15 protein-coding genes and 1 tRNA gene are annotated in these 18,757 nt (G+C 69.7%); 11 read left to right on the forward strand and 5 right to left on the reverse strand.

From position 1 onward, the window contains the following. Positions 1–67: 67 nt before the first annotated feature. The 4 genes from G7Y54_RS09975 (at position 68) to G7Y54_RS09990 (ending at position 4,181) form a co-directional block, all read left to right on the forward strand. On the forward strand, positions 68–1,339 hold the full coding sequence (locus G7Y54_RS09975; RefSeq protein ID WP_165079170.1) for a glutamate-5-semialdehyde dehydrogenase: 1,272 nt from the start codon (positions 68–70) through the stop codon (positions 1,337–1,339). After that, complete coding sequence (locus G7Y54_RS09980) at positions 1,336–2,073, forward strand: nicotinate-nicotinamide nucleotide adenylyltransferase (protein WP_165079171.1); 738 nt, start codon at positions 1,336–1,338, stop codon at positions 2,071–2,073. The genes G7Y54_RS09975 and G7Y54_RS09980 overlap by 4 nt, the downstream gene beginning before the upstream one ends. A 1-nt stretch (position 2,074) precedes the next feature. Beyond that, complete coding sequence (locus G7Y54_RS09985; RefSeq protein WP_165079172.1) at positions 2,075–2,896, forward strand: tetratricopeptide repeat protein; 822 nt, start codon at positions 2,075–2,077, stop codon at positions 2,894–2,896. Positions 2,897–3,146: 250 nt separating this feature from the next. Next, entirely contained in the window at positions 3,147–4,181 is a 1,035-nt protein-coding gene (locus G7Y54_RS09990; protein WP_165079173.1) for an FUSC family protein, read from the forward strand. Between the two features lie 92 nt (positions 4,182–4,273). Here G7Y54_RS09990 and G7Y54_RS09995 read toward each other — a convergent pair. The 3 genes from G7Y54_RS09995 to xsc form a co-directional block, all read right to left on the reverse strand. Beyond that, positions 4,274–4,349: transfer RNA gene (locus G7Y54_RS09995), tRNA-Lys, on the reverse strand. Between the two features lie 254 nt (positions 4,350–4,603). Continuing rightward, on the reverse strand, positions 4,604–5,452 hold the full coding sequence (gene phnX / locus G7Y54_RS10000) for a phosphonoacetaldehyde hydrolase (protein WP_165079174.1): 849 nt from the start codon (positions 5,450–5,452) through the stop codon (positions 4,604–4,606). Positions 5,453–5,575: 123 nt separating this feature from the next. Next, positions 5,576–7,327 (reverse strand): sulfoacetaldehyde acetyltransferase, encoded by a 1,752-nt coding sequence (xsc, locus tag G7Y54_RS10005; protein WP_165079175.1) that lies wholly within the window; start codon positions 7,325–7,327, stop codon positions 5,576–5,578. 380 nt (positions 7,328–7,707) lie between these two features. On the opposite strand from xsc, the gene G7Y54_RS10010 reads away from it, so the two are divergent. After that, the gene (locus G7Y54_RS10010) at positions 7,708–8,376 is read left to right on the forward strand and encodes a nitroreductase family protein (RefSeq protein ID WP_241159453.1); all 669 of its coding nucleotides are present in this window, start codon (positions 7,708–7,710) and stop codon (positions 8,374–8,376) included. A gap of 30 nt (positions 8,377–8,406) precedes the next feature. On the opposite strand, the gene G7Y54_RS10015 is transcribed toward G7Y54_RS10010, so the two are convergent. Beyond that, positions 8,407–9,783, reverse strand: coding sequence for a sodium:alanine symporter family protein (locus G7Y54_RS10015; protein ID WP_165079176.1), 1,377 nt, complete (start codon positions 9,781–9,783; stop codon positions 8,407–8,409). Positions 9,784–9,812: 29 nt separating this feature from the next. Further along, a complete protein-coding gene (locus tag G7Y54_RS10020) occupies positions 9,813–11,327 on the reverse strand; it encodes a sigma-54 dependent transcriptional regulator (RefSeq protein WP_165079177.1) in 1,515 nt (504 codons plus the stop codon). A gap of 222 nt (positions 11,328–11,549) precedes the next feature. Here G7Y54_RS10020 and G7Y54_RS10025 point away from each other — a divergent pair, with 222 nt between their 5' ends. The 6 genes from G7Y54_RS10025 (at position 11,550) to lnt (ending at position 18,729) form a co-directional block, all read left to right on the forward strand. Beyond that, positions 11,550–11,813: a PxxKW family cysteine-rich protein gene (locus tag G7Y54_RS10025; RefSeq protein ID WP_165079178.1), complete on the forward strand. Its 264-nt coding sequence runs from the start codon at positions 11,550–11,552 to the stop codon at positions 11,811–11,813. A 114-nt stretch (positions 11,814–11,927) separates the two neighbouring features. Continuing rightward, positions 11,928–13,202, forward strand: coding sequence for a M20 family metallo-hydrolase (locus G7Y54_RS10030; protein WP_165079179.1), 1,275 nt, complete (start codon positions 11,928–11,930; stop codon positions 13,200–13,202). Beyond that, positions 13,195–15,138: a tRNA uridine-5-carboxymethylaminomethyl(34) synthesis enzyme MnmG gene (gene mnmG, locus G7Y54_RS10035; protein WP_165079180.1), complete on the forward strand. Its 1,944-nt coding sequence runs from the start codon at positions 13,195–13,197 to the stop codon at positions 15,136–15,138. Before G7Y54_RS10030 ends, mnmG begins: the two co-directional genes overlap by 8 nt. Beyond that, complete coding sequence (locus G7Y54_RS10040; RefSeq protein ID WP_165079181.1) at positions 15,135–16,061, forward strand: hypothetical protein; 927 nt, start codon at positions 15,135–15,137, stop codon at positions 16,059–16,061. Before mnmG ends, G7Y54_RS10040 begins: the two co-directional genes overlap by 4 nt. 66 nt (positions 16,062–16,127) lie before the next feature. Continuing rightward, complete coding sequence (locus G7Y54_RS10045; protein WP_206214947.1) at positions 16,128–16,979, forward strand: hemolysin family protein; 852 nt, start codon at positions 16,128–16,130, stop codon at positions 16,977–16,979. Positions 16,980–17,046: 67 nt separating this feature from the next. Continuing rightward, a complete protein-coding gene (gene lnt, locus G7Y54_RS10050) occupies positions 17,047–18,729 on the forward strand; it encodes an apolipoprotein N-acyltransferase (RefSeq protein WP_241159454.1) in 1,683 nt (560 codons plus the stop codon). Positions 18,730–18,757: the final 28 nt, after the last annotated feature.

Here is an 18,757-nt window from a genome sequence, read left to right on the forward strand (position 1 = left end):
CGCGTCCTGTCAAAGCAAAAGCCCCGCTTTCCCTGCCTGGCCTGGGCGCGCGTTGCCGGAGGGGCAGATGGGCTGGACTGCGGAAGATACCCTTCAGGTGGAAGAGCTCGGCCGGCGTGCGCGCGCCGCCGCGCGCCATATGGCCGCGGCCGAACCGGCGGCGAAGAACCGCTTTCTCGCCCGCGTGGCCGAGCTTCTCGCCGGGCGCGAGGACGCCCTGCTCGCCGCCAACGCCGGGGATGTGGCCGCCGCCCGCGCCGCCGGGCTGGACGCGCCGCGCCTTGACCGGCTCACGCTCACCCCGGCCATCCTCGCCGACATGCGCGCAGCCTGCCTCTCTGTGGCCGGGATGCCCGACCCCGTGGGCGTCACCGAACACCAGTGGCAGCGGCCCAACGGCCTTCTCGTGGGCCGCATGCGCGTGCCGCTCGGCGTCATCGCCATGATTTACGAGGCGCGCCCCAATGTGACGGTGGACGCGGCCATCCTCTGCGCCAAGGCCGGCAATGCCGTCATCCTGCGCGGCGGCAGCGAGGCTGTGCGCTCCAACCGGTCGCTCGCCGATGTGCTCCGCGAGGCCCTTGCGGACGCCGGCCTCCCCGCCGACGCCGTGCAGCTCGTCGCCACCACGGACCGCGCCGCCGTGACCGCGCTCTGCAAGCTCGACGCGTACATCGATGTCATCATCCCCCGCGGCGGCGAAGGCCTGGTGCGCGCGGTGAGCGAGGCCGCCACCATGCCCGTGCTCAAGCACGACAAGGGCGTGTGCCATATGTATGTGGACGCCGGCGCCGACCTTGAAATGGCCCTGCGCCTCGTGGAAAACGGCAAGACCCAGCGCCCCGGCGTGTGCAACGCCCTGGAATGCCTGCTCGTGCACCGCGACGAGGCCGCGGCCTTCCTGCCCATGGTGGCGGCACGGCTCGGCGCGGCCGGCGTGGAGTTTCGGGCCGACCCGGCCTCGCTCCCCCTGCTCGGGCCCACGGCGCGGCCACAACAGCCCGAAGACCGGGGCCACGAATTTCACGCCCTTGTCCTCGCCGTCTGCGTGGTGGACGACATGGACGCGGCGCTCGCCCACATCGCGGCCTATGGCTCCAACCACAGCGAGGTCATCTGCACGCGCGACTACGGCCGGGCGCGGCGCTTCCTGCGCGAGGCCGACGCCTCCATGGTGGCGGTCAACGCCTCCACGCGCTTCAATGACGGCGGCCAGCTCGGCCTCGGCGCGGAGATCGGCATCTCCACCTCCAAGCTCCACGCCTACGGGCCCATGGGCGTCACCGAGCTGACGACCACCAAGTTCGTTGTGCTCGGGAACGGCCAGATCCGCCAATGACCCGGACCGAGCCGGCCCCGCGCACACCGGCCCCAGCGCCCGGGCGCCTGCTCTACGGCGGCACCTTCGACCCCCCGCACCGGCGGCACCTGGAAGTGGCCGCAGCGGCCCTGCGCCTCCTGGGCGGGCGCGTGGACGGCGCGGACTTTATCCCCAGCGCGCGGCCGCCGCACAAGCCCGGCCGTGGGGTGCTGCCCTTCGCCCTGCGCTGCGCCCTCGTGGAGGCGGCGCTGGCGCAGAACGGCGACCGGCGCCTCGCCTGCAACCGCATGGAGGGCGAGCGCCAGGGGCCGTCCTACACATGGGACACGCTGGCCGCCTTCCGCGCCGCCCGGCCCGGGGTGACGCCGTATTTCCTGCTCGGCGGCGAGGATTACGCGCTTTTGCCCACCTGGCGGCGCGGGCTCGCGCTGCCCCGCCTGTGCAGCCTCGTGGTGGCGCCGCGCGGCGATGTGGCCGGCGCCGCGGCCTTCCGGGCCGTGACGCGCGAGAACTGGCCCGACGCGCGGGAGCTGGCGCCCCTGCGCACAGGCGCGGACAATGCCCCGCGCATGGGGCTTCCGGGCGGGGGCGAGGCTGTCCTCCTGCCGCTGGCGCCCGAGGCCGTGAGCTCCTCCGGCGTCCGCGCGGCGTGGCTCGCGGGACGGGCGCCCGAAGGCGTGCCCGAAAAGGTTTTGCAGATTCTGGATCAACACCGGGAGGCGGTCGCCGCCGCCTGGAGGGAGGAGCGCTGACATGCTCAAGGTCGCCCCCAAGGAACTCCGCGAAAATATCGCCCGCGCCAACGGCTACCTCAGGCGCAACGAGGTCACGCGCGCCCTCACGGCCATGAGCGCGGCCCTCCGGCAATATTCGGGCGTGCAGCTCATGCGCGGCCCGCGCGCGGAAATGGACATCCAGATCTGCGAATTCCTCAACGCCCTCACCCACCACCAGGCCATGCAGACCCTGCTCGATCCCACGCGCAGCGGCAAGCCCCGGCCCATTCCTTACCAGCAGGGCAAGGAGGCGGCCCTCGCCACCGTGCTCGAGGGGCTGGCCAGGATCATGATCAACGAGGCCGAGGAGAAGATCCGCCGGGAGGCCGACGCGCGCCTCGAGCGCAAGAAGACCCTCATCGAGACCGGCGTGCAATTACTCAACGAGGGCCAGTACGCCAAGGGACGGGCCTTCCTGAAGCGCGTGGCCGAGGAGTTCAGCGAGGAGGAGGGCATCCGCGTCCAGCTCGGGCAAATCTTCGCGGCCGCGGGCCAGCTTGCAGAAGCGGCGGAAATGTATGAGGAATCCATGCAGGTCGAGCCCCGAGCCTCGGCCGCCTACACCGGCGCCGTCAACGCCTGGACTGAGCTTCGCGAATACGAGCGCGCCGAGAAGGTCTACATGGCCATTTTGCGCACCTTCGGCGGCCATCCCAACACCTTCGGCAAGATGGCCAAGATGTACTGGGACTGGCGCAAGCGCGACAAGGCCGAAGAGCTCGCGCTGCGCGCGCTCCAGGGCGACCCCAACCAGCCCGAGGCCAACGAGGTGATGCAGGCGCTTTCCGCCCGGCGCTGAGCGGCAGGGCCATCATGGCGCATGCCTGTCCCGGGCTCTTTGGGGCAGCCCCGTCATAGAGCGCCGGCTCGGGCCCCGTTGCTGCGTCCCACGCTGCCCCCACGGTGCCGCAAAAACCGGGCGGGGCGGCCCGCTCCCGCAAAGGGGCCGGCTGGAGCGGATTTTCACCGCTCGCCCAGGCTGCCGGGGCTTCTTGCCCCGCTCCCTGTTTTCTTCAGCATCGTGAGGGTCAGGAAGCGCAGGAGGCCCCATGAATCTCGACGCCCTAGCCGCCAGGAATGCACCCACCGCCTGCAAGGGCATCCTGCTGGCCGTCGGCATGAGCGGCTCGGTGATTTTCGGCGTGGCCATCGGCTCACCGGCCATGTCACCCTTTGCCGCCTTCGGCGCCATGGTCGGCATGCAGATGTCCCCGCGCCACGGCGTCGCCGCGCGGGTGTGCGGCGGCCTCGCCGGCGCCCTCTTCCTGCTGCTCGCCGCATCGCTGAGCGAGGCCGTGGGCGCCTATCCCCTGCTGGCGCTCCTGCTCCTCTTCATCTTGAGCTGGCTCGCGGCGCTCCCCGCCAAGGAGCTCGCCTATCTCGGCTTCGTCGCCAAGTTCGCGGCCACTGCCGTCTTGCTGAGCTTTTTTGACTTCACCCCCTCCCTTGCCATGGGCCTGTATTTTTGCGGAGGCATCCTGCTCGGCCTCTTCCTGAGCCTTGCGAACATGGCCTTTGAGCAGGAAGACCAGAAGCGCCCCCTCGAACAGTTGCGGGCCCTCCTGCATGGGGACATCAATAACCCCTGGCTGAGCCTCACCATCCCGATAACGGTGGTCATCTCCTCGCTCATCGCCGAGAACCTTGCCTACTCGAATCCGGCCTGGGTGGGCCTGACGGTCATCTTTGTGGCCAATTCCGAGGATTCGCTGGAGCTGAAACGGATCTTCGACCGCGTGGCCGGCACCATCGCCGGCACCGGCCTCGCCTACCTGCTCCTGGGCGCCATCCACGCGCCGCTGCAACTGGCCCTCGTGGTGGGAGTGCTCGCGTTTTTCATACCTTTTGCGTTGAAGCACTACGGCATCTTCAGCCTGCTCATCACCGGCATCGTCCTCGTGCTCATCGACATATCCATGCTGGGGCACGGGGGCGACATGCGGCTCTTGCTGTGGCGATGCCTGGACACCATCCTCGGCTGTGTGTGCGTGCTCGCCGCCAACCTGATCCTCAAGGTCATTTACTGGCGCAAAAAACGCGCCGGCCCCAAGGCCGGGGCGCCCGCCACGCCGCACAGCGACTAGGGTTTTCGCAGTTCCGCCGGAGCGCGCACCCGGGGAGGCCCTCCAATGATGAAGCAAGGGGTTATGGCTGAGTGCCATAACCCCTTGAAGACTGGTGGGTCGTGCGGGGATCGAACCTGCGACTCTCTGCTTAAAAGGCAGATACTCTACCTACTGAGTTAACGACCCATTTAGACACGATAAAATGCTTCCAGTATGCTGTCAAGCAGAGGAGCCGAGGGCAGCGCGGCGTGGCGCACCGCCCGTGGTGCGCCACGCCGGGGCGCCGGGGTTGCATGGCTGCTCCGGCACCGGGGGGAAGGCCCCTGCCGGTGCTTCCCGGATCAGGGCCAGCGCCGGGCGGCACAGGGCGCGCTCCCCGGCCGGGTGAGGCGCCCCGGCAGCCTGCGAGGCTTTCCCCCCGGCGCGCTTCCCCTCCCTCCCTACTTCCAGGGGCGCTCGCCCTGGCGCAGGCGCTCGGCGACCTGCTCCACCAGATCCGGGAGTTCCGCCACCGAGGAGATGACAAAATGCGCCCCGGCCTCGCGGAAGCCGCGGGCGAGTTCGGCCTCGCGGCGGGCCAGCTCTTCCGGCGGCATCGCCGCGGCCTCCTCGGCCGTGAGCCCGAGGGCATTGCTCGTGCGCGTGACAGCCGCCACCCAGTGGCCGGCGTTAAGCCCTTCCTCGATGTCGGCCACGGTGTCGCCCACCTTGATGACCGCCTCGGGGGGGAAGACGCCCATCTCCCGGCAATTCTGCTGGCACATCCACGGCCACGGGCGCCCGGCCGGCACCTCGTCCGCGGCCACCACGCAGTCGGGCACATAGCCGGCCTGTGCCGCGCGCGGCAAGAGGTTCTCCATCATGGCGCGGCTGTAGCCCGTGCAGGAGCCCACCTTCACGCCCATGTCGCGCAGGCGCGCCATGGCCTCCACGCAGCCGGGCACGGGCTCGGCATAGTCGGCGAGCGTTGCGGGCATGAGCTCGCTCACCGCGCCGAACACGGCGCTCACGTCCGCGTCGTCGGGGGCGTGGCCGTTCTTTTCCTTCCACAGGGCCGCAAGGCGCGGCATGGCCAGCATGGCGGCAACGTGCTCGCGCTTTTCGCGGCCCATGGGGGCGCGCACCTCCTCCGTGGTGGGCGTAAGCCCGAAGCGTTCGAAGGCGCGGGTGAACACGGCCACCGGCCCGCGGCAGCCGTGGTCCACGGCGGTGCCCGCCCAGTCGAGGATGACGGCCTGCACCGGCCCGGTATAGGGGCGCCCGCGGCGCACAAAGGGTTTCTGTTCCATCCTGGCGGCTCCTTGCGCATTTCCGGCGAAAAAAAGGGCGCCACAGCCCGATGGCCGCGCGCCCTGCGGCGGGCCGCCGCCGAAGCGGCGGCCCGCGTGGTCAGCCCTGTCTGGACAGGCTCCCTACTTGGGGAAGTACTTCTTGTCCAGCTTCTCGTACTTGGGCAGGTAGCGGGTGGGCAGCGCCAGGGCGTCGCGGCGGAAGGGCGGCGCGAGGCGGGTGCCGTCGGTCATGACCTCGATGACGGCCGGGCGGCGGTTCTTCTTGGCCGTGGCGAGGGCGTCGGCGAGGTCGGCCTGGGTGTTGACGGTGTAGCCGTCGGCGCCCATGGCGCGGGCGATGTCCGCGTAGGACTTGGACCAGATGTCCGCGCCCACGAAGCGGTTGTTGTAGAAGTCCACCTGGTTCTTCTTCTCGGCGCACCAGGCACCGTTGTTGTACACGGTGGCGATGACCGGCAGGTCAAACTGGCAGGCGGTGGGCACTTCAAAGAGGCTCATGCCCCACGCGCCGTCGCCGGCGATGGACACCACGGGGTTGTCCATCTTGGCTTCCTTGCAGTAGAGCTGCGCGCCCAGGGCGGCCTGGTAGGCGAAGCCCGTGTTGCCGAAGGTCAGCGTGGCGATGTCGCGCTTGGCATGGCGGAAGCGGAGGTAGCTGTTGGCCGTGGAGGAGGTGTTGCCGATGTCGGTGGTGGCGATGGCGTCGTTGTCATAGATGAACTTGGCAACCACTTCCAGCGCCTTGCGGGGATGCATGCGGCCGGCCTGCGTGGGCTCGTTGGCGATGGCGTCGATCTCTTTCTGCCAGGCGTCCAGCTCGGCCTTGACCTTGGCGATGACCGGGGCGTTGTCGCGCTCGGGCATGGCCGCGCGGAGCTGCTTGAGCAGTTCGACGGAGGCGTCCTTGGCATCGGCGCAGAGGCCCACGGTGATGGGGTGGGTCTTGGCGATGTTCATGGGGTTGATGTCGATCTGGACGATCTTGGCCGTCTTGGGGAAGTAGTTGATGCCGTCCTGCGGCAGGGTGCCGAAGTAGGAGAGGCGGCTGCCGATGGCGAGGATGACGTCGGCCTTCTCCATGAGGTGCATGGCGGCATGGGAGCCCATGTAGCCGATGGGGCCGCACCAGAGCGGATTGTCGGCCGGGAAGGCGTCATTGTGCAGGTAGCTGCAGGCAACGGGCGCGGCGAGGTGCTTGGCGAGCTGGGCCACCACGTCCACGCAGTCGGCGTCGACGACGCCGCGGCCGGAGACGATGACCGGGTTCTTGGCTTCCTTCAGCACCTTGACGGCTTCCTCGAAGTTGGCCGGGTTGCCGATGCCGCCGGGAGCCACGCGGTACTGCGAGGGCTTGAGGATCTCCTCGTTGACTTCGCCGTAGAAGTAGTCACGCGGGATGTCCACGAGCACCGGGCCGCGCATGGCGTAGGCGGCGCGGAAGGCGGTGCGCAGCACGTCGGCCGCGCGGCTCGGATGGGGCACGCGCAGGGAGAGCTTGGTGATGGGCTTGAAGATGTCCCAGGTGTCGCATTCCTGGAAGCCGTCCCAGCCCACGGAGGCGGAACCCGCGCTCGGGGAGATGACGATCATGGGGGTGTGGGCCATGTTGGCGGTGGCCACGGCGGTCACATAGTTGGTGATGCCGGGGCCGTTCTGGCCGATGACGACGCCGGCCTTCCCCTTCATGCGGGCATAGGCGTCTTCCATGTGGCCGGCGGTCTGCTCGTGGCGCACGGAGATGAAGTCGATACCGGCAGCCGGGAAGAGGTCGAGCAGATCCATGTAGGCGGAACCAAGAATGCCGCTCACATGGGTGACGCCTTCCTCCACAAGGACTTCGGCCATGGCCTCACTGGGAGTCATTTTGGGCATGATCGCTCCTCGCTTTCGCGTTGGGTTAAGATGTGGCTGGAACGGCCCCGCGCGCGGCGCTGTCGCCGCACGGCCTCACGGCGGCGGGGCACCTGAAGCATTTGTGCCCGAATGAGCAAAGAGCATGCCGAGACGCCGCCGGGCGCGCGAGCGAGCAGTGGCGCGGCCTTGGGGAAGATTTTTTCCCTTGGCAGTCACCGGGCGGCACTGTGGCTGGACAAAAGTGTCTTGATGACAAGACATATCTGTTCAACACTGTCCTGAATTCAAGACATGGGACGGTGCAGCGCGCCTTGCGCCCGCTTGCGCATGGCAGGCGCCCGGGGTAGCGTCAGCCGCAGGGGGCTTGAGCTCCCCCATCCACCACAAGGAGCCGAACCATGGAACGACCTGAAAACACCGGCCGCCGGGCCTTTCTCGCCTGCACCGCCCTGGGCGCCGCCTGCGCCGTGACCGCGCCGGGGCTGGCCCTCGCCGCAGGTGAGCCGGAGGCCAAGGCCGGCACGCCCGAGCGCCCGCTGGACGTACTCACCGCCCTTGAGACCCGGCGCAGCGTGCGCGCATACACGCCCGAGCCCGTCTCGGACAAGGACCTCGACACCGTGCTCGCCGCGGCCCAGCTCGCGCCCAGCGCGGCCAACGAGCAGCCCTGGGACTTCGTGGTCATCCGCGACCCCAAGACGCTCGCGAAGGTGGGCGACATCAACCCCTATGCCAGCTTTGCCGCCAAGGCGCCGGCGGCCATCCTCGTCTGCCTGGATACGGAAAAGGAGGATGTCCCGGGCATGGGCATCCTCGATGTGGCCATGAGCGCCGAGAACCTCCTGCTCGCGGCGCACGGCATCGGCCTCGGCGCCGTGTTCACGGGCATCTATCCCATGGTGGACCGCATGGAAGGCTTCACGAAGCTGCTCGACATGCCCGAGAACATCATCCCCGTGGGGCTCATCGTGCTCGGGCACCCGGCCATCCCGGGGCTGCGCACCGCCGAAGACCGCGTGAAGCCAGCCAACGTGCACTGGGAGAACTGGGCGGGCAAGCGGAAGTAAGGAGGCCCTGGGCGGCTTGGGCCGGCCGCCCTAGTCCCTGACCGACTTCTCCAGCAGCTGCTCGAACTCGGCGAGGTGGCTCACCACCACCTTGTTCAGCGCCCAGAGCGCCACGAGGTTGGGGATGACCATGAGGCCGTTGAAGAGGTCGGCGAGCTGCCAGACGAGGTCCACGTGCAGCAAGGCGCCGCCTGCCACGAAGGCCACGGCGACCGCGCGGTACGCGCCCACGCCCTTGCCGTTAAAGAGGAAGCGCACGTTCTGCGCGCCGAAGAAGTACCAGCCCACGATGGTGGAAAAGGCGAAGAAAAAGAGGCACACGGCCACGAAGATGCCGCCGAAGCCGCCCATGTCCACGGCGTAGGCCGCCTGGGTGAGGCGGATGCCCGTGGCCTGGCCCGCGCCGGGCGCGAACACGCCGGACACGAGGATGACGAGCGCCGTGAAGGTGATGATCACAAAGGTGGTGAACACGCCGAAAATGGCGACGAGGCCCTGCTGGCAGGGATGCTCCACGCGGGCGACCGCGTGGGCGTGGGGCGTGGAGCCCATGCCGGCCTCGTTGGCGAAGAGGCCGCGCGCCACGCCGTAGCGCATGGCCTCGCGGATGCTGATGCCCACGGCGCCGCCGAGCACGGCCTGCGGATGGAAGGCCGCCTCGAAAATGAGACCGAAGGCGGGCAGGATGGCGCCCGCGTGGCTCACGAGCACATAGGTGCCGCCGGCGATATAGAGGATGGCCATGGTGGGCACGAGTTTTTCCGTCACGCTGGCGATGCGGCCGAGGCCGCCGATGAAGACGAGGCCCGCGAGCGCGGCCACGATGACGCCCACCACCAGCCTGTCCACGCCGAGCGCGCTGTTGAAGGCCTCGGCGATGGTGTTGGATTGCACCATGTTGCCGATGCAGCCCAGGGCCACGATGATGGCGATGGCGAAGAACACGGCGAGCGGCCGGTATTTCTCGCCCATGCCGCGCGTGATGTACCAGGCCGGGCCGCCCACCACATGGCCCTCGCTGTCCGTGGTCTTGTAGACCTGGGCCAGCACCGCCTCGGCGAAGATGGTCGCCATGCCGAAAAAGGCCGCGAGCCAGAGCCAGAAGAGCGCGCCCGGGCCGCCGAGCACCATGGCCGTGGCCGTGCCCGCCACGTTGCCGGTGCCCACCTGGGCGGCGATGGCCGTGGCCAGCGCCTGGAAGGAGCTCATGCCCTTCTTGTCGGCCCTGCGCCCGAAGAGGCTGGCGCCGCCCATGAGGTAGCGCAGGGCGAGCCCGAACTTGCGCACCTGCACAAAGCGCAGGCGCAGGGTATAGAAGAGGCCGGTGCCGCAGAGCAGCGGGATAAGGAACAGCGTTCCCCAGAGGAAGCTATTAACGTCCGTGACCCATTGGGTGAGGGCTGTCATGCGGTTCTCGCTGGTGGATATGCGCGGGTTCAGTCAATGGCGTGGCCCTGCGCGCGGTACTCGTTGAGCTTGTTGCGCAGGGTCCGCACGGAAATGCCGAGCAGCTCCGCCGCCTGGGTACGGTTGCCCGCCGTGGCCTCGAGGCCCTTGGCGATCATGATCCGCTCCATCTCGTGCAGCGGGATGACCGGGCCCGCCAGGTGCGAGGCGCCGGACGCGGGCTGCGCGCCGCCGGAAGCCGGAGCCGCCGCGGGAGTTCCCGCAGCGCTTGCCGGGGCGGCGTCGGAGACAGGCGCACCCACCGGGAGGGCCCCGGCGGCATTGCCCTCGGGCAGGGCCGCCTCCTCCTCGCCCTCCTCGGCGAAGAGCGGCCACTCGTCGTTTTCAAGCAGGAAATGCGCGGGCTCGATGGGCCGGCCGTTGGCGAGCAGCACGGCGCGCTCCATGAGGTTCTGCAATTCGCGCACATTGCCCGGGAAGCCGTAATTGCGCAGCCACGCCACGGCCGCGTCCGAAAGCGGCGTGGGGGAAAGGCCGTATTCGCGCACGTACATGTCCACGAAGAAGCGCGCGAGGTCGAGCACGTCGTCGCCGCGCTCGCGCAGGGCGGGCAGGCGCAGGGGGATGACATTGAGGCGGAAATACAGGTCCTGCCTGAACTTGCCCTGCTTGACCCAGTCCTCGAGGTCGCGGTTGGTGGTGGCGAGCACGCGCACGTCCACGCGCACGGTCTCCGAGCCGCCCACGCGGTCGATTTCGCCCTCCTGGAGCACGCGCAGGAGCTTGGCCTGCAGGGCGAGGTCCATCTCCGAAATTTCGTCAAGGAGGATGGTGCCGCCGCTCGCGAGCTCGAAACGGCCGAGCTTGCGCGCGATGGCGCCGGTGAAGGCGCCCTTCTCGTGGCCGAAGAGCTCGCTTTCCAAAAGATGCTCGGGGAGCGCCGCGCAGTTGACGGCCACGAAGGGCCCCCGCGCGCGCTTGCTCATGGCGTGCAGGTAGCGGGCGAACATTTCCTTGCCCGTGCCCGACTCGCCGGTGATGAGCACCGTGGCCTTGGAGGGCGCCACCTGCCGCGCCAGCCTGAGCACGCGCCCGATGGCCGGGTGGCTGCCCACGATCTTGGGCGCGCCCTCGCCGGGCGCGGGCTTGTGGCCCCCCAGGGTGGTCGAGGCCGGCACGGGCGCGGCCTTGCGCGGCTCGCGCGCCACGGCCATGATGCGCTCCACGTCCAGCGGCTCCATCCAGTAGTCCCGGGCGCCGAGGCTCATGAGGCGCTCGGCCTCCTCGGGACTCCCTTTGTCGGTGATGATGATGACCGGCGGGAAGTTGGGGTCTTCCGCGCCCACGGCCAGAAGGTCCTCCACGCGGAAGCCGGGGAGGCTCGGCCTGGCGAAGATGACATCGGGCCCCGACTTGCGGATGAAGACCGACGCCCCCTTGAGATTTTCAGCGATGCCAAGCTCATAGCCCGCGTCCCGCAATTGCGGGAACACGGAGGTCACGGCCTGGGCGGGCGCGAGAAAGAGCAGGCGGCGGTTGGACATGGGCCTCGTTGTACCGTGTCGGGCGGCGCATTGCAATATATCAATATATAGGGAAAAGCCCGGGCCGTGGGCCGGCGCTCGCGCAAGCCCGCTTTCCCCTTGACAGCTCGCCGCAGGGGGCTATACTTCCGCTTCCGCTGTCCGGGCCTCGCCGCGCATCCAACGCGCCGCCCGGCGCCGCGAACTTCGTAAAATCCGCGCTCCGGCGCATGGAGGTTTGCCATGGCTCCCCTGCAGAATGCCGTCAAGACTGCCGAAGGCGTCGTCGTCAACGGTTTTGTGGTCTCCCCCTGTGTGGAACAGTGCGACGGCTGCGAGCGCCAGCGCGAGTTCGACGACCAGAAATACTGCTCGAGCTATCCCGACCCGGCCCGCAAGTGGGCGGGCGGCCGCTGCAATTTCGCCACCCACGTGAAGGTGCAGGCCGCGGCCGCCGCCAAGGTCAACCCGCTCAAGGCCTCCAAGCGCGCCGCCAAGGGCCGCTAGGCCGTCCCGGCCCGGTTTTTCCCACCGGCGGCGACGCTCCGGCATTTCGGGGCTGCTGGCATTGCCAGCAGCCTTTTTGCCGTTTCCGTCGCCCCAGCCATCCCCGGAGGCCCCATGAGCCAGCGCGACGCGCTTGCGCGCCATCTCCTCGCCCAGCACGAGCGGGCGGCCACCCTTGAAGCCGAGCTCACGGCGCTCCCCGCCCTTGGGCCGGAAAACGGCGGCGAGGGCGAGGGCGAAAAAGCCGCCTTCATCGAAGGCCTGCTTGCGGCCTGCAATATTAACGACGTGCGCCGCGTGGATTCGCAAGACGCCCGCGTGGCCTGCGGCTTCCGGCCCAACATCGTGGCCCGCGTGCCCGGCGAGAGCCCCCGCACCCTCTGGCTCTTCGGGCACATGGATGTGGTGCCCGCGGGCGACCCCGCAGCCTGGAGCTCCGACCCCTGGCGCGTGCGCCGCGAGGGCGACCTCATCCACGGCCGCGGCGTGGAAGACAACCAGCAGGCCGTGACCGGCATGCTGCTCCTCGCGGAGGCGCTTGCCGCCACGGGCACCACGCCGCGCCAGAGCCTCGGGCTCGTCTTCATGGCCGACGAGGAATGCGGCAGCCGCCACGGACTCGCCCATGTGCTCGATGCCGAACCCAAGTGGTTCAGCCCCGAGGACTGGTACCTCGTGCCGGACGCCGGCTCGCCTCAGGGCGACGCCGTGGAGATGGCGGAAAAGGGCCAGCTCTGGCTCAAGGTGCTGACCGAAGGGAAACAGTGCCACGCCTCCACGCCGGGAGAGGGCGTCAACGCCTTTCTCGCCGGCGCCGAGGCCGCCGTGGCCCTGCATGACGGGCTCGCCACCACCTTCCCGGAGCAGGACGCCCTGTTCCGGCCGCCGGTCTCCACCTTCGAGCCCACGCGCCACGAGGCCAATGTGGACGCCATCAATATCCTGCCCGGGCGGGACGTGTTCTTTCTCGATTGCCGGCTGCTCCCGGCAGTGGCCGCCGAGGCCGTGCTCGCCCGCGCAAGGGAGATCGCGGCCGGAGTGGCCGCCCGGCGCGGCGTGAAGATCGAGGTGGAGGTGGAGCACGCCCAGGCCCCGTCCCTGACGCGGCCCGACCTGCCCGGCGACGCCCCGCTGTTCCCGGCTCTCGCGGACGCCGTGGAGGCCGTCTACCATGTGCGCCCCAAGCCCGTGGGCATCGGCGGCGCCACCGTTGCCGCGCTGCTGCGGGCCCGGGGGCTGCCGGCGGTGGTGTGGTCGCGCATTTTCAACACCTGCCACCAGCCCGACGAGCGCGCCTCCCTCGCGCACATCTGCGGTGACGCGGCCGTGTTCGGCCGCCTGCTCATGGCCCATGCCCCGAAGCCCGGGAGCCACGGCGCCCATGCCTGACGCGGCCTTTGACTGCGTCATCGCCGGCGGCGGCCACGCCGGGGCCGAAGCGGCCATGGTCCTTGCGCGGCTGGGCTTTTCCGTGCTGCTCGTGAGCGGCAATCTCGACCGGCTCGGGCACCTCTCCTGCAACCCGGCCGTAGGCGGCCTCGCCAAGGGCCACATGGTGCGCGAGATCGACGCCCTCGGCGGCATGATGGGCCTTTGGGCCGACGCCGCGGGCATCCAGTTCCGCACGCTCAACATGAGCAAGGGGCCGGCCGTGCGCGCCACCCGCGCCCAGATGGACCGCCAGGCCTACCAGGACGCGGTCAAGGCGAGCCTCTACAACCAGCCCGGCCTCACCCTCTGGCAGGACGAGGTGACGGACATCATCACGGAGCATGGCCGCGTCGCGGGCGCGGCAACGGCGCTGGGGCTCACCTTCCGCTGCCGGCATGTGCTGCTCGCCACGGGCACCTTCCTCGACGGCCGCATCCATGTGGGCCTCAAGAACCAACCGGCAGGGCGCCTCGGCGACGCGCCGGCCGTGGGCCTTTCCGCGAGCCTCCGCCGCCTCGGCATCGGCCTCGGGCGCCTCAAGACCGGCACCACGCCGCGCCTGCTCAGGCGCTCCATCGATTTCTCCCGCCTCGAGGAGCAGCCCGGCGACACGCCGCCGCCCGGCTTCAGCTTCCACGGCCCCAAGCCCCCGCTCCCGCAGGTGAGCTGCCACATCACCTGGACCAATGCCCGCACGCACGAGCTCATCCGGGCCGGCTTTGACCGCTCGCCGCTCTTCACCGGGGTCATCACGGGCACGGGCGCGCGCTACTGCCCCTCCATCGAGGACAAGGTGGCCCGCTTCCCGGACAGGGAGCGGCACCACGTCTTCCTCGAGCCCGAGGGCCTCACGAGCGCCGAGGTCTACGCCAACGGCATTTCCACGAGCCTGCCGCTCGACGTGCAGGAAGCCATGATCCACAGCATCGCGGGCCTCGAGCACGCGGTCATGGTGCGCCCGGGCTACGCCATCGAGTATGACTACGCCGACCCGGTGCAGCTCTGGCCCACGCTGGAGAGCAAGGCCGTGCCCGGGCTCTGGCTCGCCGGGCAGATCAACGGCACCTCGGGCTATGAGGAGGCCGCGGCCCAGGGCCTCTGGGCGGCGCTGAACCTCGCCAGCGCCGAGCGCGGGCGGCCCCCCTTCGCGCCCGGGCGCGACGCCGCCTATATGGCCGTATTGGTCGACGACCTCGTGACCCTGGGCACCGAGGAACCCTACCGCATGTTCACCTCGCGGGCGGAGCACCGCCTTCTCCTGCGCGAGGACACGGCGGACCTCAGGCTCACGCCGCTGGGGCGCGAGCTCGGCCTTGTGGGCGAGGCCCAGTGGCGCGCCTTCAACGAGGCGCGGGAGCGGCGCGAGCGCCTGACCGAACGCCTGCGCGCCGCGCGCGTGCCCGCCGGTGACGGCGGCGAAGAAACAGGGCTCGAGGCCGGGCGCAGCCTCGCCGAGCTGTTGCGCCGGCCGGAGCTGGACCTCGCGGCCCTGCTTGAGATGCTCGCCGCGCAGGGGGGCGACGCGGCGCGGCTTGCGGCCGGGCTCGCCCAGGAACTCGACGCCATGGAGCCGCGCAGCCGCCTCGGCGTGGAGGCGGACCTCAAGTATGCGGGCTACCTCACGCGGCAACAGGCCCTCGCCGAGCGCTCGCGCGGGCTCACGGCCACGCCCTTGCCCTTGGATTTGGATTATGCGAAAGTAAGCGGGCTCTCCCGCGAGGTGGAGGAAAAGCTCGCCCGCGTGCGCCCGGCGAACCTCGGCCAGGCGGCGCGCATCTCCGGGGTGACGCCCGCGGCCGTGGCCTGCCTCGAGATCCACCTGCGCAAGCTCGGCCTGCTCGGGCGCGGCGGCCGCGCAAGCCATACGGCAGAAATGCCACCTACAGAAAGATGAACACCGGCGAACTGCTCCTTTCCCTCGCGTTCTTCCTCATCCTCTGCGGCGCCTGGCTGCTCTGGCGTTACCGCCGCGCCCGGAAGAACGCCAGCGCACGCCGCGGCCACATCTTCGCCGCGCTGGAGGCCGCGCGCGAGCAGTTCGCCACCTTCAACCTGCGCCTCATTTCCGATACGCCCGGAACTTCCGGCCTCTCCGCCATCCTCCTTGATGTGGACGACCGTGTGCTGCACCTCGAGGTCTCGGACTATGTGGACGAGGCCTGGAAGGGCCTGCCCGTCGACGCCTTTTTCCGCGTGGAGACGGACGACGGCCCTATATTTTACGTCTTCCGCTCGGTCTTTCTTGACATCAGCCCGGATTTCGGCAAGGCCCGCGTGACCTTGGCCATGCCCGACCATCTGCGCGTGGAGAAAAAGCGCCATTTCGTGCGCATGCGCCCGCAGGAAGACGCCGTGCGCGTCATCGGCGTCTGGCCTCTCGCCGAGGGGCAGGCGCTGCCGCGCTCCACCGCGGATATCGGCGCGCCGCTCTCCCACGCCACGCCGGGCATGAAGGACAAGCCCGTGCAGGTGGAGGACATCTCCGCCTCGGGCCTCGCCCTGCGCTTCCCCGGCAAGGAGAGCCAGGCGCTCGCGGCCATCGGCAAGGGCTCGCATGTGCTCTGCCTCGTGGTCTATGTGCTCGATTGCGCCAAGGACAAGACCACGGCCTTCTGGTGCACGGGCGACGTGGTCAACGAGCGCGTGAGCCCCGGGCAGCCGCCGGCGCGCATTCTGGGCGTGGAATTTACCAACTGGGCCGTCCTTGAACAGGGCGACAGCGAGATCCACTGGTCGCACAGCTCGCCCTCGCGCGGCGTCAAGCCCATCCTCCAGTGGGTGGAGCAAATGGACAGGAAGCGCGGCCGCAAGAAGTAGCGGCGCGCGGCGCCGGCCCGCGCACCCGGGGCCGCGCATTTCCGGCTTGTTACGATGGAGGCAGTCTTGGACGGAGGAAGCGAAGGTCATAGTACCATCTGGTCGCGCCTGGGGCGCCTGTTCGGGCACGACAGCGAAGAATCCCTGGAAAAGGCCATCCTTGAGGCCCGCGCCGAGGGCGAGGTGGAGCCCGACGAGGAATCCATGCTCCTCGGCATCCTGCGCTTCAACGACCTCCAGGTGCAGGACACCATGATCCCGCGCACGGACATCGACTGCGTGCCCGTGGAGATGCCGCTGCCCGAGGTGGCGCGCGTCATCGTGGAGTCGGGCCATTCGCGCATCCCGGTCTTCCGCGACACCCGCGACAACATGATCGGCATCCTCCACGCCAAGGACGTGCTCCGCTGCCTCGTGGACTCGGACGCCCCGCCGCCGCCGGTGAGCGAGGTCATGCGCGAGCCCTTCTTCGTGCCCGAGACCAAGCCCATCCGCACCCTCCTGCAGGAATTCCGGGCGCGCAAGCTGCACATCGCCATCGCCCTCGACGAATACGGCGGAACAAGCGGCCTCATCACCATCGAGGACGTGCTCGAGGAGATCGTGGGCGACATCGAGGACGAACACGACGCCCCGCGCCAGCAGGACATCCGCTCGGTGGGCGAGCGCGTCTACGAGCTCACGGGCCGCGCCCTGCTGGAAGACCTGAAGGAGCTCGGCGTCAACATCAGCTCCGACGAGGTGGACACCATCGGCGGCTACCTGAGCATGCTGGCGGGCCACGTGCCCGGGGAGGGCGAATCCTTCACCCTCCACGGCTGGACTTTCACGGTCATCGACGCGGACATGAAGCTCATACGCCTCTTGCGCATGGAGCCCGCCGCCGACGCCGCGGCCATCCCCGTGGAAGAGCTGTGAGCCCGCAGGAGGGAGCGGCCCCGGGCAGGAAGGCCGCCGGCTTGGGGGCGGCCTTCGGGGCGCCCGCATGAAACGCCCGTGGGCCCTGGCGGGCTCGCTGAGCCGGCCAGCAAGCGTCACCGCCGGCATGCGCGGCCCCGCGTCCCCCGGTACCGCGCTCTGGGCCTTGGCCGCTGTGCTCGGGCTCTGGCTCGGCTTTCCCAACGACATCCTTTCCGCGCCGCCGCTGGCCCTGCTCTGGCCGCTGGCGCTGACTGCGCTCGGCCTTTCCGCGCCCGGCGCCCGGGCAGCCTTGCGCCGGGGCTGGCTCACAAGCCTCGCGGGCGGCACCGCCACCCTCTACTGGCTCAGCCTTCCCGTGCATGACGTGGGCGGCCTGCCCTGGGCGCTGGCCGTGCCCTGTGCCGTCTTCATCGCGGCGCTCGTCACCTTGCAGGGCGCGCTTTTCTGCGCCGCCGCACGGCTCGGCCGCGGTCTTCCCGCGTGGCGTCTCGCCCTCGCGCTGGCGCTTGCCTGGTACTTTCTCGAATATGCCTTCGCCCTCGTGGTGGGCTTTCCGTGGCTGCCGCTCGCAGGGGCGCTCGCCCCATGGCCCCTGCTCGTCCAGGCGGCGGACACCCTGGGCGCCTACGGCACCGGCGCCCTGTGGCTCTGGGCCGGTCTGCTCGCGCTCCTCGCCTTTCCCCGCCTGGCCCGCGTCGCGGCCCCGGATATTCAGGGCTTCCGGCCGCTCCGCCTCGCCTGCGCCGGCGCCGTCATCGCGCTCACGCTCGGCTACGGCCACTGGCAACTGGAAAAGACACCCTTCACCCCCGAGCCCGCCGGGCCGGACAGCGTGGCTGTGCTCTTTGTGGAAGGCAATGTGGACCAAGGCCAGAAGTGGCTCCCGGCCATGCAGGCCGAAACGACGGAACTGTACCGCACGCTCACGGAGGAGGGGCTGACAGGCCTGGGATGGCGGCCGGGAGAAGAGGGCGCCGAGCCGCCGCTCGTCATCTGGCCAGAGACGGCGCTGCCCTTCTTTTTCCAGACGCACCGGCTCTCCGCCAAGGTGCTGGAGCTCGTGCGCCGCGAGCGGGTGCCCCTGCTTTTCGGCGCGCCCGGCGTGGAAAGGCCGGCCCCGGGCAAGGGCGCCGAGCCCCTGATCTTCAACCGCGCCTTCCTGCTGGCGCCGGACGGCAGCCTCGCGGGCTTTTACGACAAGGAACATCTCGTGCCCTTCGGGGAATACGCGCCCGACTGGCTCAACTGGCCCTTTCTCGAGGCGCTTTTGCAGGGCGTGGGCGTGTATACCGAGGGTACGGCCACAGCACCCCTGAGGTACGGCAATCTTGCCCTCGGCATGCTCATCTGCTATGAAGGCATATTCTCGTGGCTCGCCCAGGCGCGCGTGGCGGACGGCGCCAACATCCTCGCGGACATCAGCAATGACGGCTGGTTCCGCGGCACCCCGGCCTCGCGCCAGCACCTGTATCTCACCGTCCTGCGCGCCCTGGAGCAGGGGCGCTGGCTCCTTAGGGGCACCAATACCGGCATTTCGGCGGTGGCGGACACGCGCGGCCGGCTCACGGCCATGGGGCCGCTGTTCCGCGCGGGCACGCTCGCGGCGCGGGCGCGCCTCTGCTCTGGCGAGAGCCGCTACCACAGGCTCGCGCCCTGGCTGCCGCTCATGGCGCTCGGCGCGCTCCTCGTCGTGACCGTGGTGCGCCGCCGGGGGCGCGCCTGGGCGGGAACCACGCGCCCCAATTAAATTTTGCATCAGGCGCCCTCATGGCGCA

Origin of the sequence: Desulfovibrio sp. ZJ746 (assembly GCF_011039155.1) — a bacterium.
Classification (GTDB): domain Bacteria; phylum Desulfobacterota; class Desulfovibrionia; order Desulfovibrionales; family Desulfovibrionaceae; genus Desulfovibrio.

Coding starts and splice junctions, on each gene's coding strand:
- G7Y54_RS10040 (WP_165079181.1), top strand. CDS start 15,135: ATGAACACCGGCGAACTGCTCCTTTCCCTCGCGTTCTTCCTCATCCTC.
- G7Y54_RS09975 (WP_165079170.1), top strand. CDS start 68: ATGGGCTGGACTGCGGAAGATACCCTTCAGGTGGAAGAGCTCGGCCGG.
- phnX (WP_165079174.1), bottom strand. CDS start 5,452: ATGGAACAGAAACCCTTTGTGCGCCGCGGGCGCCCCTATACCGGGCCG.
- lnt (WP_241159454.1), top strand. CDS start 17,047: ATGAAACGCCCGTGGGCCCTGGCGGGCTCGCTGAGCCGGCCAGCAAGC.
- G7Y54_RS10010 (WP_241159453.1), top strand. CDS start 7,708: ATGGAACGACCTGAAAACACCGGCCGCCGGGCCTTTCTCGCCTGCACC.
- G7Y54_RS09980 (WP_165079171.1), top strand. CDS start 1,336: ATGACCCGGACCGAGCCGGCCCCGCGCACACCGGCCCCAGCGCCCGGG.
- mnmG (WP_165079180.1), top strand. CDS start 13,195: ATGCCTGACGCGGCCTTTGACTGCGTCATCGCCGGCGGCGGCCACGCC.
- G7Y54_RS09990 (WP_165079173.1), top strand. CDS start 3,147: ATGAATCTCGACGCCCTAGCCGCCAGGAATGCACCCACCGCCTGCAAG.
- G7Y54_RS09985 (WP_165079172.1), top strand. CDS start 2,075: ATGCTCAAGGTCGCCCCCAAGGAACTCCGCGAAAATATCGCCCGCGCC.
- xsc (WP_165079175.1), bottom strand. CDS start 7,327: ATGCCCAAAATGACTCCCAGTGAGGCCATGGCCGAAGTCCTTGTGGAG.
- G7Y54_RS10020 (WP_165079177.1), bottom strand. CDS start 11,327: ATGTCCAACCGCCGCCTGCTCTTTCTCGCGCCCGCCCAGGCCGTGACC.
- G7Y54_RS10030 (WP_165079179.1), top strand. CDS start 11,928: ATGAGCCAGCGCGACGCGCTTGCGCGCCATCTCCTCGCCCAGCACGAG.
- G7Y54_RS10025 (WP_165079178.1), top strand. CDS start 11,550: ATGGCTCCCCTGCAGAATGCCGTCAAGACTGCCGAAGGCGTCGTCGTC.
- G7Y54_RS10015 (WP_165079176.1), bottom strand. CDS start 9,783: ATGACAGCCCTCACCCAATGGGTCACGGACGTTAATAGCTTCCTCTGG.